The 14189-nt window shown below is 70.7% G+C and carries 16 protein-coding genes and 2 tRNA genes; 12 read left to right on the top strand and 6 right to left on the bottom strand.

Features of this window, described 5'->3' with window-relative positions:
* Positions 1 to 101: 101 nt before the first annotated feature.
* Entirely contained in the window at positions 102 to 1445 is a 1344-nt protein-coding gene (locus LL239_RS13695) for an HNH endonuclease signature motif containing protein (protein ID WP_228163998.1), read from the bottom strand.
* Between the two features lie 325 nt (positions 1446 to 1770).
* Positions 1771 to 3375, bottom strand: a complete 1605-nt coding sequence (locus LL239_RS13690; protein WP_228163997.1) for a phytoene desaturase family protein — start codon at positions 3373 to 3375, stop codon at positions 1771 to 1773.
* 63 nt (positions 3376 to 3438) lie between these two features.
* On the opposite strand from LL239_RS13690, the gene LL239_RS13685 reads away from it, so the two are divergent.
* Entirely contained in the window at positions 3439 to 4236 is a 798-nt protein-coding gene (locus LL239_RS13685) for an inositol monophosphatase family protein (RefSeq protein WP_228163996.1), read from the top strand.
* A gap of 250 nt (positions 4237 to 4486) precedes the next feature.
* Here the strand turns inward: LL239_RS13685 and LL239_RS13680 are convergent, their stop codons facing one another.
* Positions 4487 to 4651 (bottom strand): hypothetical protein, encoded by a 165-nt coding sequence (locus LL239_RS13680; RefSeq protein WP_228163995.1) that lies wholly within the window; start codon positions 4649 to 4651, stop codon positions 4487 to 4489.
* Positions 4652 to 4730: 79 nt separating this feature from the next.
* Between LL239_RS13680 and LL239_RS13675 the strand changes: the two genes are divergently transcribed.
* From LL239_RS13675 to LL239_RS13665, 3 genes are all read left to right on the top strand, one after another.
* Positions 4731 to 5912 carry a M23 family metallopeptidase gene (locus tag LL239_RS13675; protein ID WP_228163994.1) on the top strand — a complete coding sequence of 394 codons (1182 nt, stop codon included), beginning with the start codon at positions 4731 to 4733 and terminating at the stop codon, positions 5910 to 5912.
* Between the two features lie 65 nt (positions 5913 to 5977).
* Positions 5978 to 6049, top strand: a tRNA-Thr gene (locus LL239_RS13670).
* Positions 6050 to 6080: 31 nt separating this feature from the next.
* Positions 6081 to 6157 (top strand) — tRNA-Met (locus LL239_RS13665).
* 88 nt (positions 6158 to 6245) lie between these two features.
* Here LL239_RS13665 and LL239_RS13660 read toward each other — a convergent pair.
* Together LL239_RS13660 and LL239_RS13655 are read right to left on the bottom strand one after the other, a co-directional pair.
* Positions 6246 to 6434, bottom strand: coding sequence for an alternative tryptophan synthase beta-subunit (locus LL239_RS13660; protein ID WP_228163993.1), 189 nt, complete (start codon positions 6432 to 6434; stop codon positions 6246 to 6248).
* A 98-nt stretch (positions 6435 to 6532) separates the two neighbouring features.
* On the bottom strand, positions 6533 to 6811 hold the full coding sequence (locus LL239_RS13655) for a hypothetical protein (protein ID WP_228163992.1): 279 nt from the start codon (positions 6809 to 6811) through the stop codon (positions 6533 to 6535).
* Positions 6812 to 6980: 169 nt separating this feature from the next.
* On the opposite strand from LL239_RS13655, the gene LL239_RS13650 reads away from it, so the two are divergent.
* Genes LL239_RS13650 through LL239_RS13635 form a run of 4 tightly spaced genes read left to right on the top strand, consistent with a single transcriptional unit; the run spans position 6981 to position 10528 of the window.
* Positions 6981 to 7745, top strand: coding sequence for an ABC transporter ATP-binding protein (locus LL239_RS13650; RefSeq protein WP_228163991.1), 765 nt, complete (start codon positions 6981 to 6983; stop codon positions 7743 to 7745).
* Positions 7721 to 9277, top strand: coding sequence for a hypothetical protein (locus tag LL239_RS13645; protein WP_228163990.1), 1557 nt, complete (start codon positions 7721 to 7723; stop codon positions 9275 to 9277). The genes LL239_RS13650 and LL239_RS13645 overlap by 25 nt, the downstream gene beginning before the upstream one ends.
* Before the next feature lie 24 nt (positions 9278 to 9301).
* Complete coding sequence (locus LL239_RS13640; RefSeq protein ID WP_228163989.1) at positions 9302 to 9529, top strand: hypothetical protein; 228 nt, start codon at positions 9302 to 9304, stop codon at positions 9527 to 9529.
* 54 nt (positions 9530 to 9583) lie between these two features.
* Positions 9584 to 10528 (top strand): aldo/keto reductase, encoded by a 945-nt coding sequence (locus LL239_RS13635; protein WP_228163988.1) that lies wholly within the window; start codon positions 9584 to 9586, stop codon positions 10526 to 10528.
* 95 nt (positions 10529 to 10623) lie between these two features.
* Here the strand turns inward: LL239_RS13635 and LL239_RS13630 are convergent, their stop codons facing one another.
* On the bottom strand, positions 10624 to 11466 hold the full coding sequence (locus tag LL239_RS13630) for an NAD-dependent epimerase/dehydratase family protein (protein ID WP_228163987.1): 843 nt from the start codon (positions 11464 to 11466) through the stop codon (positions 10624 to 10626).
* Between the two features lie 241 nt (positions 11467 to 11707).
* Between LL239_RS13630 and LL239_RS13625 the strand changes: the two genes are divergently transcribed.
* From LL239_RS13625 to LL239_RS13610, 4 genes are all read left to right on the top strand, one after another.
* Positions 11708 to 12250, top strand: a complete 543-nt coding sequence (locus LL239_RS13625; RefSeq protein ID WP_228163986.1) for an RNA polymerase sigma factor — start codon at positions 11708 to 11710, stop codon at positions 12248 to 12250.
* A 4-nt stretch (positions 12251 to 12254) separates the two neighbouring features.
* Positions 12255 to 12827, top strand: a complete 573-nt coding sequence (locus LL239_RS13620) for an Asp23/Gls24 family envelope stress response protein (RefSeq protein ID WP_228163985.1) — start codon at positions 12255 to 12257, stop codon at positions 12825 to 12827.
* The gene (locus LL239_RS13615) at positions 12824 to 13141 is read left to right on the top strand and encodes a hypothetical protein (protein WP_228163984.1); all 318 of its coding nucleotides are present in this window, start codon (positions 12824 to 12826) and stop codon (positions 13139 to 13141) included. The genes LL239_RS13620 and LL239_RS13615 overlap by 4 nt, the downstream gene beginning before the upstream one ends.
* Positions 13142 to 13213: 72 nt before the next feature.
* Positions 13214 to 14062 (top strand): SDR family oxidoreductase, encoded by an 849-nt coding sequence (locus LL239_RS13610; RefSeq protein WP_228163983.1) that lies wholly within the window; start codon positions 13214 to 13216, stop codon positions 14060 to 14062.
* Positions 14063 to 14189: the final 127 nt, after the last annotated feature.

Below are 14189 nucleotides of genomic sequence, written 5' to 3'. Positions count from 1 at the left end.
GGTCTCGATGACCGGACGCGCCATGCGTGCAATGGCGCGACCGATCTGCGGACGTCGAATCGGGTTCAACGACCGTTGGATCCGCGCCCAGCAGGGTGTGGTCAGAACGGCGGGGGATCGGCATCGGGCACGAAGACCACCCGGGGCGGCAGCTTCTCGCGCCGCTCTTGTCCGAGAGGACTGTGGAACCGCAGCGTCCCATCGGGGTCTTGTGTGACGGTCCACTCGGTCTCGGTCTTGAGCGTGTGATGTCGTACGCAGAGGTGGCTCAGATTGCCGAGATGCGTCGCACCGCCGTCGTGAGCCTCATGGTTGTGATCGATCTGGCAGCGCGCGATCGGAGTGCGGCATCCGGGAGCTCGGCAGTGCCGGTCGCGGGCTGCCAGGAACCGACGTTGCGATGTCGTGGGTGTGTACCGGTCGACTTCGAGCACGGTGCCCGTCACGGGATCGCACAGGACGCGATCCCACCCGGGCGCATGGGCGGCGAGCTGTCGCGCGGTGGTGGGATCGATGGGCGTCAGACCGTCGATGCTGGCTCCCACGTCGGAGCGCCCTAAGAGGGTCAGCACGGGCACGGTGATCTGCACGTGTCCGCGGATCGCGCCCAACCCCCCGGGAGACGAGGCGTCGGCGGTCGGGTCGACGGTCGGCGTCGCGGTGAGCAGCAGGTCGGCGCAGAGGTCGGCGCCGATCTGCGCGAGTGTGCGTGTGTCTGTCGGGTCGCCGTCGGTCGAAGAGTCCGCAGTCTCGGCCGCGTCTGCCCCGTCGTCCATCGCCGCGCGGATGGCCGCGGCTTGGCGGCGGAGACGATCACGGATGCCGTAGGCGACCGTCACCGGCAGGATCACACTCAGCTCGGCCATGCCGTCGGCCAGATCGCGCACGCTCACACCGCGGGTGACGGCCGCGCGTGCGTGCCGTTCGGTCATGCCCACCGGGTGCACGCTCTCGGCGAGCTCGCGCCCGAAGGCGCGCACGCGCCCGGGGGAATCGCGCTCCGCCCGCGCGAGGACGACCTGCTCCCACCCCGCACGCGTCTCGTCATCGTCGAGCACGACGCCCGTATCGAGGATGGCCTGCGCATGCCGCACGCCGATGCGCCCCTCCGCAAGGGCTTCCACGGTGGCCGCGAACTTCTCGGTGAGGGTGTGCGCGTCGGACAGTTCTCTCTGCACCGTCAGGTCGTGGCTGCGTGTCGCGACAGCGACTTCGAGCGCCAGGGATCGGATCGGCATCTCCCTCTCACGGCTGTTCCTCGATCGCGCGCGAGCGACCTGGTCGAGCGCGATCTGCAGCGCCTCGCTCCGAAGCTTCACGAGCGAGGCATGGACGCGGGCCGCCCTCATCGACTCGTGGCGGATCGCCTCGACGAGGGAGCGCAGTCGCTCGTGGTCGGGGGCATCGGCCGCCCAGAACGAGTCGTGCGAGGGGATCGGGGGCATGGTTCGAGGCTAGAACATATCTTCGAACCATTGGGGTGTTTTCACCCGCCCTGCCCGGTCGATCACCTGCTCGGAGCGAGCGTCGCGGCCGCAGACGGCGGCTTCGGCGACGCATCGAACCGCCCTTTCTCCGGCCCAGGCATCGGCCCTCCCCGGCCGACCCGCCGGCCCCTGCCGCGTCCGCCCAGGCGGCGATCCAGGGTCCTCCAGCCCCGACCCACCGGCCCGTCCCGCGTCCGCCCGGGCGGCGATCCAGGGTCCTTCAGCCCCGACCCGCCGGCCCCTCCCGCGTCCGCCCGGGCGGCGATCCAGGGACCACCCAGCCCTACCCTCGCCCGAGGATCTCCAGCGCGGCCATCGCCGCGTTGTGCCCACCGATACCGCTCACGGCTCCGCCCCGGCGGGCGGAGGAGCCGCACACGAGCACGCGGCCGTGCTCGGTCTCCACGCCCCACCGCTCGGCGGGGCCGAGCTCGGCGGGATCCCGTGCGGCGTCGGCTCCGTCGAGCCACGGCCACGAGAGTCCACCGTGGAAGATGTCGCCTCCGATCATCCCCAGCGAGCGCTCGAGGTCGGTCGTGGTGCGGGCCTCGATGCACAGGCGTCCGTCGGGGGCCTCGACGATGCAGTCCCGCAGCGGCTCGGCGAGCACGGAGTCCAGCGACTGCTGCGCCGCGGCGAGCAGCCGGGCTCCCGCGGCGACCGGATCCTCACCGTCGATGAGTCGGTGCGGTACCTGAAGGCCGAAGAGCGTGAGGGTCTGCGCTCCGCTGGCCCGCAGCTCCTCGCCGAGGATCGATGGATCCGTGAGCGAGTGGCAGTAGATCTCGGCCGGCAGCGGCTCGGGCACGAGGCCCGCGGATGCCGTGACGTAGGCGGCATCCAACTGGGTCATCGTCTCGTTCACGTGGAACGTCCCGGCGAACGCGGCCTCGGGGGCGACCGAAGTGTCCTTCAGTCGCGGCAGACGGGACAGCAGCATGTTGACCTTGATCTGCGCACCTTCGGGCTCGGGCGCCTCGCTGGGCGCGCCGCCGGCGGTGAGCAATCGCGCGAGGACGGCCCGGCCGACGCCGCTGAGCACCACGTCGCCGACGTAGGCCTCCGACCGGTCGGTCACGCCGTGGACTTCGCCCGACGGTGAGACCGAGATGACCTCGACACCCGTTCGGATCTCGACTCCGGCTTCGCGTGCGGCGCGCTCCAATTCCGCCGTGACGGCACCCATCCCGCCGACGGGAACGTCCCAGTGGCCGGTCTCGCCCCCGATGACGTGGTAGAGGAAGCATCGGTTCTGCGCGAGTGAGGGATCGTCCGACGACGTGAACGTACCGATGAGTCCATCTGTCAGTGCGATGCCGCGAGCCAGGTCGCTCTCGAGCGACGCGCGCAACAGGTCGCCGAGGGGGCGCTCCGTCAGTGCTTTCCACAGGTCGTCGTCGTCGATGCGTCGACGCAGCTCCTCGGCGGTGGGCAGCGGCTCGGTCAGAGTCGGGAACACCGCACGACCCAGCGGCGCCAGCCGCTCGCCGAAGGCCGCGAAACGCCGCGCCTCCGCGGTATCGCCGAGCGTGCGCGCGAACGAGGCGGCGGTGGCCTCGGCATCCTGGGTGTCGATGAGGATGCCCCGGGTGGGGTCGGACGGATCGGGTGTGTAGGAGGAGTAGCGGCGGCGCCGCAGTTCGATGCGCAGCCCCAGGTCGTCGATGATCTTCCGCGGCAGCAGGCTCACCAGGTACGAGTACCGCGAGAGCCGAGCATCGACGCCCCGCCACGGCCGCTCCGAGACGGCCGCGCCACCGACGGCATCCTGTCGCTCCAGGACCACCACCGACCGTCCGGCGCGGGCGAGGTAGGCGGCCGCCACGAGCGCGTTGTGGCCGCCGCCGACGATGACGACGTCGTATCGAGTGGTCTCCGGGGCATTCATGCCCCCACGCTAGCGATCCGGATCGGGGCCGCCCAGGGCTGGCGTCCCAGTAGCGTGGATGCCATGACTCTCGCCGCAGATCTGCTCGACATCGCCGCCCGTATCGCCCGGCAAGCCGGTGATCTGGCGGCCCGGCGCCGACGCGAGGGGCTGGAGATCGCCACGAAGTCGGTCGCGGCCGATATCGTCACGGCGGCGGATCGCGAGGTCGAGGCGTTCGTCCGTGCCGAGCTGGAGCGCGAGCGCCCGGAGGACGGGTTCTTCGGCGAGGAGTCCACCGCACAGGAGAGCCGCAGCGGCATCACCTGGGTCGTCGATCCGATCGACGGCACCGTGAACTACGCCTATGGGATCCCGGCGTGGGCGGTGAGCATCGCCGCGGTGGAAGGATCCGCCGACCCGGCGACGTGGAGCGCCGTGGCGGGGGTCGTCTACAACCCCGTCTCGGGCGAGATGTTCCGTGCCTCGCGCGGTGGCGGCGCGTGGCTCGGCGACGAGCGTCTGTCGGTCACTTCCGAGGTCGGGCCCGCCGGGGGACTCATCGCCACCGGGTTCGGCTACGACCCCGCCACCCATGCTCCGACGCTCGAGCGGCTGGCTCGGGTCATGCCCATCGCCCGCGACATCCGCCGTATCGGTGCCGCATCGCTCGATCTCGCCTCCGTCGCCGCCGGACGGATGGATGCCTATTACGAGAAGGGCACCCATCCGTGGGATCACGCCGCGGGGGTGCTGCTGGTGGAGGAAGCCGGCGGCACGGTCGGTGGCGCGCCGGGCGGGCGTCCTGGCAAGGAGATGGTGATCGCCGCCGGCCCCGGCTTCTACGGCCGGCTCGCGAAGCTCCTCGAACCGGAGCTGTGAGTCGCGGGCGTTGATGGCATTCCCAGTCAGCTCGGGGTAGGGTGTTTACCTGATCGTTATTTTCGCGACCCGAACCCGCGGAAATGGCAGAAGCCCGAAAAGCCCGAAGCCGTCGCGCTCGCGACACGACACGAGAGCCCCGCGCGTTGCCGTCAGAAGCCCCCGAGACTGAACCCGCCCGCACCCGGCGATCCAGTCGACCCTCCGCTGCGCCCGTCACGACCGAGTCGACGCGCGCCGAAAGGCGTCGTCACGCTGCGTCGATCGCGGTCGTCCCGGAGGCGGCTTCGGCCGCCCCGCCGGTCGCGTTCGACACGGCGCCGGTCGACGCCGCTGCGGCATCGCAGCCCGAGATCGTCGAACAGGTCGCCGCGGCGGTCGTCGAGACGGTGATCGCTGCGACGATCGAACCCACTCTTCCCGCCCCTCGTCGCCGGTCCTCCCGTGCTGTCGCCGCGCCCGCCGCCCCGGCGGAGGCGGACGCGCCAACGGGGATGACGACCGAGGACGAGGCATCCGGAGTCGCGTCGTCCGACGCTCTCGAGGTGACGGTCGTCGACGAGCGCGGCTCCGACGACGACGTCGCGGTGATCCTGCAGAGCGCCGATGCGACCGAGGCGACCACACCGGTCACGCTGCCGACCTCGCCGATCACCCTCCCGGCGACGCGCCGCAGCCGCCGTCGTCCCGCCACCGTCCAGGCCCCGGAGTCGACCGAGGCTCGGATCGATGACCAGCGCCCTGACGCGGCGCAGCCTCCCCGCGTCGCCGCAGCCGACGCCCCTGCCGGGGACGACATCGCCGACGAGTTCGAAGCCGCTGCGCGGCTGTTCGCCTTCAGGGGGGAGACGGCTGTGCCGCAGCCGGTCGTCGATCCGGTCGCCGAGTCGACGCGCCCGGTGACGCAGGGCCTGCCTCTGGATGCCGCACCCCGTCGGCGCAACGGTCGCCGCACCGCGGCCGCGTCCTTCTCGATCGGCGTCATGGGCCTGGTCGGCCTGATGACCGTCGGTATGACCATGCCGGTGAGCGCGCTCGCTTCGGCCAGCGGCACCGCCAACGTCGCAAGCGTCGAGGCGACCACTCAGAATCTCGCCGTCACGGGCGGCGACGTCTCCGATGGCGCCATCCAGGCCTACGTCGCTCCTGCCGAGACGCAGGCCGGCGTGGTCGACCGCGCCGACGGGTACAGCGCCGCAACCTATGCGCAGATGGCCGCCGACTCGGGCATCAAGAACTTCTCGAACTTCTTCGTCAACGACCCGACCGCGCCCATCCAGTGGCCGTTCGCGGTGGGCGTGCCCATCACATATGGCTTCGGCATGCGCGACGGTCGGATGCACGAAGGCGTCGACTTCGTCCCCGGCGACGGGTCGCCCATCCAGGCGATCGCCGACGGAACCGTCCGCATCGCGACCGAGAGCGGCGGCGCCTTCGGCGTCACCGTGCTCATCGATCACGAGATCGACGGTCAGCTGATCTCGAGCCGCTACGCGCACATGCAGTACGGCTCGCTGCAGGTGACGCCCGGCCAGAAGGTCAAGGTCGGCACGTTCCTCGGACGCACGGGCAATACGGGTCGCTCCTTCGGCGCGCACACGCACTTCGAGCTGCTGCAGAACGGGACGACCGCCATCGACCCGCTGCCGTGGCTGCGCCAGCACACCGGAGGTTGACCCGATTCGAGGATGACGGCTCGGCTCTGATATCCTCTTCTAGTTGCCCGGAAAGATCCGGGTACGCCCCGATAGCTCAGTGGCAGAGCACTTCCATGGTAAGGAAGGGGTCGTCAGTTCAATCCTGACTCGGGGCTCACAGCATCTCCCTCGCCGGGGATGCCGCGCGGCGGGGTAGCTCAGTTGGTGAGAGCGCACGACTCATAATCGTGAGGTCGCGGGTTCAAGCCCCGCTCCCGCTACCACATCCGTCCTCCCTGAACAGATGACCCAAGATGGTCCGTGCGGGGCGACGTGGTCGCGTCACCCGCCGGGAAGCGGCCGGATTCGCGCCTATCGTGGCGGGAGGATCTGGTTCAGAGAGACCTCGCGCGAGTCGAACGGCCCGCGCTTGGCCATGACCATCGTGTACCCCTGCGAGCGCAGTTCCTGCGCGTTCTCGGGCGTCAGAGGGCGACGCCGGACCCTCTCCCACCCGGTGGCGAGGCGGTACCCGTGCGTGATGGTCCGAACGCGTGGCATCCTTCTCCTCTCCCGGCTCATCGTGGCACCCGGAGAACTCTTTTCCGACACGCGAAGGTTGCGTCGACGTGAACGCGGGCCTTCGTAGACCTGTCCTTTCATCGACGGCCATTTCCGGTGAGTTCTCCCCAGTCGGCTGCGGGCCCGCCGCCGGGGCGGAGCGACGAGAGGAACGCCATGTGCACCTTGAAGCACGCCAGGCGCAGGGTGCTCGCCCACCCGATGATCGCGCCGTCGTGCATGGCCTTGTACATGACCCGGTCGGGGGCGACGCGGCGGATCTCGACACGTCCGTACTCGTGCCCGTGAGGGTCGACCATGCGCCAGGTGCCGGTGGGGCCCTCGATGGCGGCGAGGATCGGATGCCACTGCGTCACGGCGTGCCGGTGCCTTTCTCCGGCCGAGGGAGACCACGGTACGTCCGGCCTCCGACAAACGGCCACCGGGTCGCCGGTGGCCCCGCCGCGTATGGTCGCGACACGCAGGAACGAGCCGCATCGCGAAATCGGCGGCGGACGCTGCGCGGTTACCCCTAATCTCAGCGTCATGGGGGAGGCTATCCGGGCCACGGGCGTGGTCAAGAAGTCCGGTGACGTGACCAGCGTCGGCGGTCTGAATCTCACGATTCCCGAAGGCTCGTTCTACGGCATCGCCGGACCCAACGGGGCGGGCAAGACGACCTCGATCCGCATGATCACCGGACTGCTCGAGCCGGATGCCGGTTCGATCGAGGTCGCCGGGATCTCGGTGTGGCCCCATCCCCGCCGCGCGAAGGCGGTGCTCGGGTACGTCGCCGACAACCCGCCGCTGTTCGGTCGGCTGACTGCCCGGGAGATGCTCGACTATGCGGGCATGCTGCGGGGGATGGCGACCGACGACATCCGCACCCGAGGCGACGACCTCCTGCGAGTGCTCGACCTGGAAGCCGACGCCGGTCGACCGATCGCCGACTTCTCCCTCGGGATGACCAAACGTGTGGGTCTCGCCGTCGCGATGCTGCATGCGCCGCGCGTCCTCATCCTGGACGAGCCGTTCGGGGCACTCGACCCGGTCAACACCCAGGTGATGGAGCAGATGCTGCAACGTTTCCGCCAAGGCGGAGGCACCGTGGTGTTCTCGAGCCACGTTCTCGACGTGGTGCAGAAGCTGTGTGACCGCGTTGCGATCATCGCCGGCGGTGCCCTCGTCGCAGAGGGCACGGTCGCCGAGCTTTCGCACGGAGGATCGCTCCAGGACGCGTTCGTCGACATCGTCGGTGGGCGCGAGCTCGCCGAAGGGGACCTGTCGTGGCTCTCGTCCTCGCCCGCCTGAAGCTCGCGCTCCAGATCGGTGGCGCGCGCGCGTCGAGTCTCGGCATCGTCGTGTTCGTGCTCGCCTGGGCGCTCGGCATCCTGGGCGGGCTCGCGGGAGGATTCCTCGTCGCGTTCCTCGACTCCGGGGGATCGCCGTTCGGTGATCTGCTCGTCCTGCTGCTGTTCGTCGCCGTCTTCGGTGGATGGGTGGTCCTGCCGATCGCGACGCCCGTGCCGACCTCGAACATCGTCGATCCGGCGGTGCTCGAGCAGTACCCGCTGAGCCGGGTGCAGCAGGTGACGGGACTGCTGCTGGGCGGTCTGGTCTCCCCCGCGGCCGCAGCGACCTTCCTCACCGCCGCGGGTGGAGTCGCCGCCACGAACGTCGCACTCGTGGACAGGATCGTGGCGGTCATTGCCGCGCTGCTGTTCAGCGTCCTCTGCGTCTCGACGTCATCGGCGGTTCGGGCGTTGTTCGCCGAAGCGCTCTCCGCCCGTCGCGGTCGAGACGTCGCCGTGGCCCTGTCGACGCTGGTCATCGTGGCCCTCTACGTCCTGCCGCACCTGCTGCGGCCGCTGTTGGGCGCGGCGGAGGATGCCGGGGCGATCCTGGTCACGATCCTGACGTGGACGCCGCCCGGTGCCGCCGGTGCGCTCGGCTACGTCCTCGACAGCGGCGATCCGGTCGGGGCGCTCGCGCGGCTGATCGTCGTGATCGTCTCGATCGTTCTCGCGCTGCTGCTGTGGGGTCTCGCGCTGCACCTGCACGTGAGGGGACGAACGGCACGAGCCGTGGCGTCCGGGCACCGCCGCTCCACGGCTGAGTTGGCCCTCGTTCCTCTCGTGCTGCGCGGTCTGCGCGCCGGCCCCGTCGTCGCGGCGGCCAGCCAGCATCTGCGCTACTACTTCTTCCGTGCACCGCGAGCGGCGCAGTTCGTGGTGCTCGGTCCCGTCATCGGCGTCATGTTCGCCGGCGCCCAGGTCCACACGACAGGGCTGGCGTTCGCGGCGGCCGTCGGCGCGGTGGCGATGGGGGCCAGCGCTCTGCTCAACCTGTTCGGGTTCGACGGGCGGGGCGTCGAGCTCACCGTGCAGACCGGCGGATCGCTCGCGAGCGTGCTGCGGGGCAAGCTCCTCGCGGTGTCGCTGTTCCTCGTCCCCGGCGTGGCCCTGCTCACGATCGGTCTGGGGATCGCGACGGGACAGGCCGACCAGATCCCGCTCGCGCTGGTTTCGGCGCTCGCGGCGCTGCTGTTGTCGTTCGCGGTCGGAGCGGCGTGCAGCGCGTGGAACCCCTACGACCAGGAGGCGCCCCAGGGCGATCGCAGCACCCTGTCCGTGCGCATGCTCGCCGGCTTCGCCGTCGCCTTCGCGGCGGTCTACGGCGTCGGATGGGTGAACACCGCGATCACGGCGGTCGTGCCGATCGAGGCGGTGCTCGGCGTGGCGCTCGTGCTCGCGGCCGCCGCGGCCGTCGTGTCGACCCGGGTGAGCGGCACCGTCCTCGACCGGAATCCCGAACGTCTGCTCGCGGCATTCACGCCGCGCTGATCACCCCGAACGACAGGAGCTCCCATGTCCGCACCGACCCCCGCCGTCAGCAAGGGCCGCCTCTGGTTCAACAGCTTCATCATGGCTCTCGCCGCCAGCTGCGGATACCTCATCGTCGCGCTGATGAGCCAGCACCAGGTGCTGACGATCGTGATCGCGATGGCGTCGATCACGCTCGTGCTCACGCCGATCTTCTACTGGACGAACTCGCGTCGGGCACGAATGGGCACTCCGCCGCGCCGCCGCGGCTGACCTCCGGGCGCGGCTCGCGGCCGGAGCGTCGGCGGCAGCAGGTAGCGTCGTGACATGAGCGACGCGCCCGTTTCCCCGGCGAGCCTCGGCCTCGGCCTCGCCGCGGTGGGACGGCCCGCGTACATCACGGCCGGTCGCGACGGCGACCTCGGCGATCCCGCCGAACGGACGATCGAGGCGATGCGTGCGCGCAGCCACGACCTGCTCGACGCCGCGTGGGACCTCGGCATCCGCTACGTGGACGTCGCCCGGTCGTACGGCTACGCCGAGGAGTTCCTCGGGGCCTGGCTGCGTCGCCACCCCGAACGGGCCGCTGACCTGACGATCGGGTCGAAGTGGGGGTACGCGTACGTCGGTGACTGGCGGATGGATGCCGAGGTCCACGAGCGCAAAGAGCACTCGGTGGCGATGTTCCGACGGCAGTGGCCGGAGACGCTCGCGGCCCTGGGCAGGACCCCCGACATCTATCTGGTCCACTCCGTCACCGCCGACAGCCCGGCCCTGAGCGACGCGGACCTGCTCGAGGACCTCCGTCGCCTCGCCGGCACCGGCGTGCGGGTGGGCCTGTCGACAAGCGGGCCGCGTCAGGCGGCGGTGCTCGATGCGGCGCGAACCCTCGAGGCGACGCCCTTCTCGGTGGTGCAGGCGACGTGGAACCTCCGCGAGGGTTCCGTGGGCCCGGCCCTCGCCCGTGCCCACGACGACGGCTGGATCGTCGTGGTCAAAGAGGCGCTCGCCAACGGCGAGCTCGCGGCCGGCGATTCCGACGGTGTGCGGGTGGCGGCGGCCGCGGCAGGGCTATCCCCCGACTCCTTCGCCATCGGCGCGGCGCGGGCGCGGGCCGGCGTCGACATCGTCCTCAGCGGGGCCGCGACCCGGGCGCAGCTGCGTCGTGGCGTCGATGCCCCCGCGGTGCGGGTCGACGACGCCACGCGACGGCGGCTGGCGGTCGACCCCGATCTGTACTGGCGTCGACGCTCCGAGCGCCCCTGGGGATGACCCGCCCGGTGCAGAGCACACCGTGACGGGGCGCGGCCACAGGCCGGGCCGTCGTCGGCTCCGGCGCGACGGTGCCGCCGAAGCACCCGCGGCTGTCAGCGGTGGTCGCGCCAGGAGTGCCGCGGTTCGTATCCCAGCAGACGTCGCGCCTTCTCGATCGACAGGAGCGTATCGGTGCCGCCCAGATCGATCCGTGTCTCGACGTCGGGGAAGACCTCGGCCACGAGCTCCGCGTTCGGACGCGTCATCACGGTGTCGGCGGCCGCGATGATGAACCGGTCGAAACCGGCGGGGGCGTGCTCCAACGCGCGTTGCACCGCGTGAGCGCCGTCGCGCGCATCGATGTAGCCCCACAGGTTCCATTTGCGGGTGCGGGCGTCGGCGTCGAAGGGGAACTCGGCGTAATCCTCGGGCACCATGACGTTCGAGAAGCGCAACGCCGTGATCGAGAGTTCCGGATGCCACCGCACCAGCTCTGCCGCCAGGTGCTCCTCCAGCACCTTCACGAGCGAGTACACCGACTCGGGACGCGGCGCGTACTCCTCGTCGACCGGGATGTAGGGCGGATCGACGTCGAAGGGCAGCCCCAGCACGGTCTCGCTCGAGGCGTAGACGATACGGTCGATGCCCAATCGCACGGCCGCCCAGAACACATTGAACGTGCTCGTCATGTTGTTGTGGAACGTCGCGACATCCGACCGGATGCCGGGCGCAGGGATCGCCCCGAGGTGGACGAGCGCGTCGATGCCGTCGTGCTGATCGTTGACGCCGGCAAGAGCGTCGATCACCTGCCCGTAGTCGGTGAGCTCGACCTGGACGAACCCGGGTCCGCGGTCGCCGCGGACGTCGAGCCCGATGACCTCGTGGCCGGCCGCGCGCAGCTCGCGCGCGACAACGGTGCCGAGTTTTCCGGATGAGCCGGTGAGGGCGATGCGCATGGGCGTCCTTCGATCGGGGTGTGTCCACGACGTTACCGGCGCGCGCGGTGGGCGGGGCCGAACGTGCGGGGCCGCTCCGCGCGCTCCGACGGTGGCCGCGGCGCGGGAACGGTGGATGCCACGAGTTCGTCGTTTCGTCAACCTCCCGCATGCGCGTGCAGCGGGGTGTTTCGCTATGGGGACGAGCCGGGTTCGCGAACCGTCACGATCACCGGCCTGGATTGTGCTGACAGGATGTGCGATGCCCCCTCTGTCCTCCGCGACCGACGCGTTCCTGGCGTCGCGCGCGGCGGACGGCGACCAGATCGCCTTCGCGGTGCTCGTGCGCCGTCACGCCCCGTTCCTGGTGGCCTTCGCCACGAAGCTCACGGGGTCGAGGGCCGACGCGGACGACTGCGTCCAGGAGGCCCTCATCACCGCTTGGCGGCGACTGCCCGACCTCGCCGATCCCGAGAAGGTGCGCAGCTGGCTCACCACGATCGTCTCGCGCAAGGTCACCGATCGGATGCGCGCCCGGAGGTTCTCGGAGCAGATCGACGAGGGGATGGTCGCGCTGGGGGATGACCCCGAGCGCACGGTTGTGGCATCGTCGCAGATGGACGCCTTGAAGAAGGTCCTCGCCGATCTCCCCGAAGACCTGCGTGTCGTCTGGGTTCTGCGCGAGATCGGGGGGCACAGCTACGACGAGATCGCGACCGAGGTCGGTGAGACGGCCGCGACGGTGCGCGGCCGCCTGGCGCGGGCGCGCAAGGCCGTTCTGGACCGCATGCAGGAGTGGAGGTGATCGTGTGAGTGAGGGCGTGGACGACGTGGGCGGCTCGGGCTACTCGCTCGAGGATCTCTCCGCGTATCTCGACCGGGGGCGCAGCCCGCGCATCCCGGCGATCGAGCGCAACGCCGAATGCCAGGCGCTCCTGGCATCCATGGAACGGATGGGTCGGCTTTCGCGCGAGATCGTCGACGAACAGGCCGCCGAGCCGCTGGCGGACTCCTGGTACGACGGGATCATGCGCGAGGTCATGCGCGAGTTCCGTGCCGGGCGTGACATCCCGCTCGCCCGGAGCGAGAACGGCACGCAGCTCGTGGTCACCGAGGGCGCCCTCTACGAACTCATCCGAACGGTCGGCGATGGGGTTCCGGGCGTTCTCGTGGGTCGCGTGCGCATCGACCAGGCGGAGCCTGCGGCGCCGCTGGACGTGAGGGTGACGGTGAGCGTGCTGTTCGGTCGGCCGATGCGGGACACCGTGGACCGCATGCGCGACGGCATCCGCGTCGCGATCGAGCGCCACGGCGACCTGAAGGTGGGGCGCGTGGATGTCACCGTGGGCGACGTGCACATGGACGAGGAGGACGAGGGATGACGGACACGGCTGCCGAACTGGCACCTCGCATCGATCTGGCCGTGACCGCGGTGGCCGGCGTGCGGGAGTCGTACTCCGCGCGCCCGGTCGTGGCGCGCGCGTACGAGCGGATGGCCGAGGTCGAAGGTTCGCTGGCCGCCGTGGACGACAAGGCCGGCGCGCGGTCGATCACGGTGTGCATCGGCGTGTCCGCACAGGACGACAGCGCGGCGGTGGCGTCCGCGGTCGCCGCGGCCGTGCGCAGCGCGGGGGCCGATCGCCCATCGGACACTGTGCGCGTCCGCGTCGCGCGCTTGGTCGCTCCGCGATCCTGAGCGAACTCGCGGCCGTGGCGGCGGGGAGCGCAATACGCTGAGAGCATCCACTCTCGCCCCCTCGGAGGACGCATGCCCGCGCAGCCCGTCATCGCCGTGACCGGTTCGACCGGAGCCGTGGGAGGACGCGTGGCACGCGACCTCGCGGCCCGTGGCATCCCGCAGAGGCTGCTCGTGCGCGACGCGTCGCGGGCTCCGGAGCTCGCGGGCGCGGAGGTCCACGTCGCGGGGTACTCCGACACGGATGCCGCGGCCGCGGCGCTGGCCGGCGTGGAGACGCTCTTCATGGTCTCGGCGTCCGAGTCCGCCGACCGGGTGGAGCACCACCGCCAGTTCGTGGACGCCGCCGCGCGGGCGGGAGTGCGTTCGATCGTCTACACGTCGTTCCTCGCCGCCGCTCCCGATGCGGTGTTCACCCTCGGGCGCGACCACGCGGCCAGCGAGGAGATCATTCGCGCCTCGGGAATGTCGTGGACGTTCCTGCGCGACAACTTCTACATGGACATGATGGAGCTCTTCGCCGGTGACGACGGTGTCATCCGCGGCCCCGCCGGCGACGGGCGCTGTTCGCTCGTCTCGCGCGCAGATGTGGCGGCGACGGCCGTGGCCGTGCTTCTCGACCCCTCCGCCCACGCCGACGCGGCATACGATCTCACGGGTCCGGAAGCCCTGTCCCTCCACGAGGTGGCGGAGAAGATCTCGGCGGTGCGCGGTCATCCGGTGCGCTACCTGGACGAGTCGCTGGACGAGGCGTACGCCTCGCGCGCGGTGTACGGGGCTCCGCGGTGGCAGGTCGACGCGTGGGTCAGCACCTACACTGCGATCGCCAGCGGCGACCTGGCCCGTGTCTCGGGCGACGTCGAGGCGGTCACGGGCCGCCCCGCGCAGACCTTCGACGAGTTCCTCGGGGCGGTGGCCTGAGCGGTCACGCCGCCCAGGCCGGCGTCATGTCACGACCGCGACGTTCGTCGGGTATGCTGACCGCGTGCTGACCTGTCGCTGTTGTCGCTGAACGCCTCGCGTTCTTCTTCGACGACCCCGTCAGCCG

The organism is Microbacterium testaceum (assembly GCF_020781835.1).
GTDB lineage: Bacteria > Actinomycetota > Actinomycetes > Actinomycetales > Microbacteriaceae > Microbacterium > Microbacterium testaceum_H.
The sequence above is the reverse complement of the archived record's forward strand: the minus strand, read 5'-3'. Positions and strand labels throughout refer to the sequence as shown.

Excerpts from the sequence above, each read along its gene's own strand:
- LL239_RS13630 (WP_228163987.1), bottom strand. The coding sequence starts at position 11,466 with ATGCGCATCGCCCTCACCGGCTCATCCGGAAAACTCGGCACCGTTGTC.
- LL239_RS13675 (WP_228163994.1), top strand. The coding sequence starts at position 4,731 with ATGACGACCGAGGACGAGGCATCCGGAGTCGCGTCGTCCGACGCTCTC.
- LL239_RS13615 (WP_228163984.1), top strand. The coding sequence starts at position 12,824 with ATGACGGACACGGCTGCCGAACTGGCACCTCGCATCGATCTGGCCGTG.
- LL239_RS13650 (WP_228163991.1), top strand. The coding sequence starts at position 6,981 with ATGGGGGAGGCTATCCGGGCCACGGGCGTGGTCAAGAAGTCCGGTGAC.
- LL239_RS13640 (WP_228163989.1), top strand. The coding sequence starts at position 9,302 with ATGTCCGCACCGACCCCCGCCGTCAGCAAGGGCCGCCTCTGGTTCAAC.
- LL239_RS13690 (WP_228163997.1), bottom strand. The coding sequence starts at position 3,375 with ATGAATGCCCCGGAGACCACTCGATACGACGTCGTCATCGTCGGCGGC.
- LL239_RS13625 (WP_228163986.1), top strand. The coding sequence starts at position 11,708 with ATGCCCCCTCTGTCCTCCGCGACCGACGCGTTCCTGGCGTCGCGCGCG.
- LL239_RS13635 (WP_228163988.1), top strand. The coding sequence starts at position 9,584 with ATGAGCGACGCGCCCGTTTCCCCGGCGAGCCTCGGCCTCGGCCTCGCC.
- LL239_RS13660 (WP_228163993.1), bottom strand. The coding sequence starts at position 6,434 with ATGCCACGCGTTCGGACCATCACGCACGGGTACCGCCTCGCCACCGGG.
- LL239_RS13610 (WP_228163983.1), top strand. The coding sequence starts at position 13,214 with ATGCCCGCGCAGCCCGTCATCGCCGTGACCGGTTCGACCGGAGCCGTG.
- LL239_RS13695 (WP_228163998.1), bottom strand. The coding sequence starts at position 1,445 with ATGCCCCCGATCCCCTCGCACGACTCGTTCTGGGCGGCCGATGCCCCC.
- LL239_RS13685 (WP_228163996.1), top strand. The coding sequence starts at position 3,439 with ATGACTCTCGCCGCAGATCTGCTCGACATCGCCGCCCGTATCGCCCGG.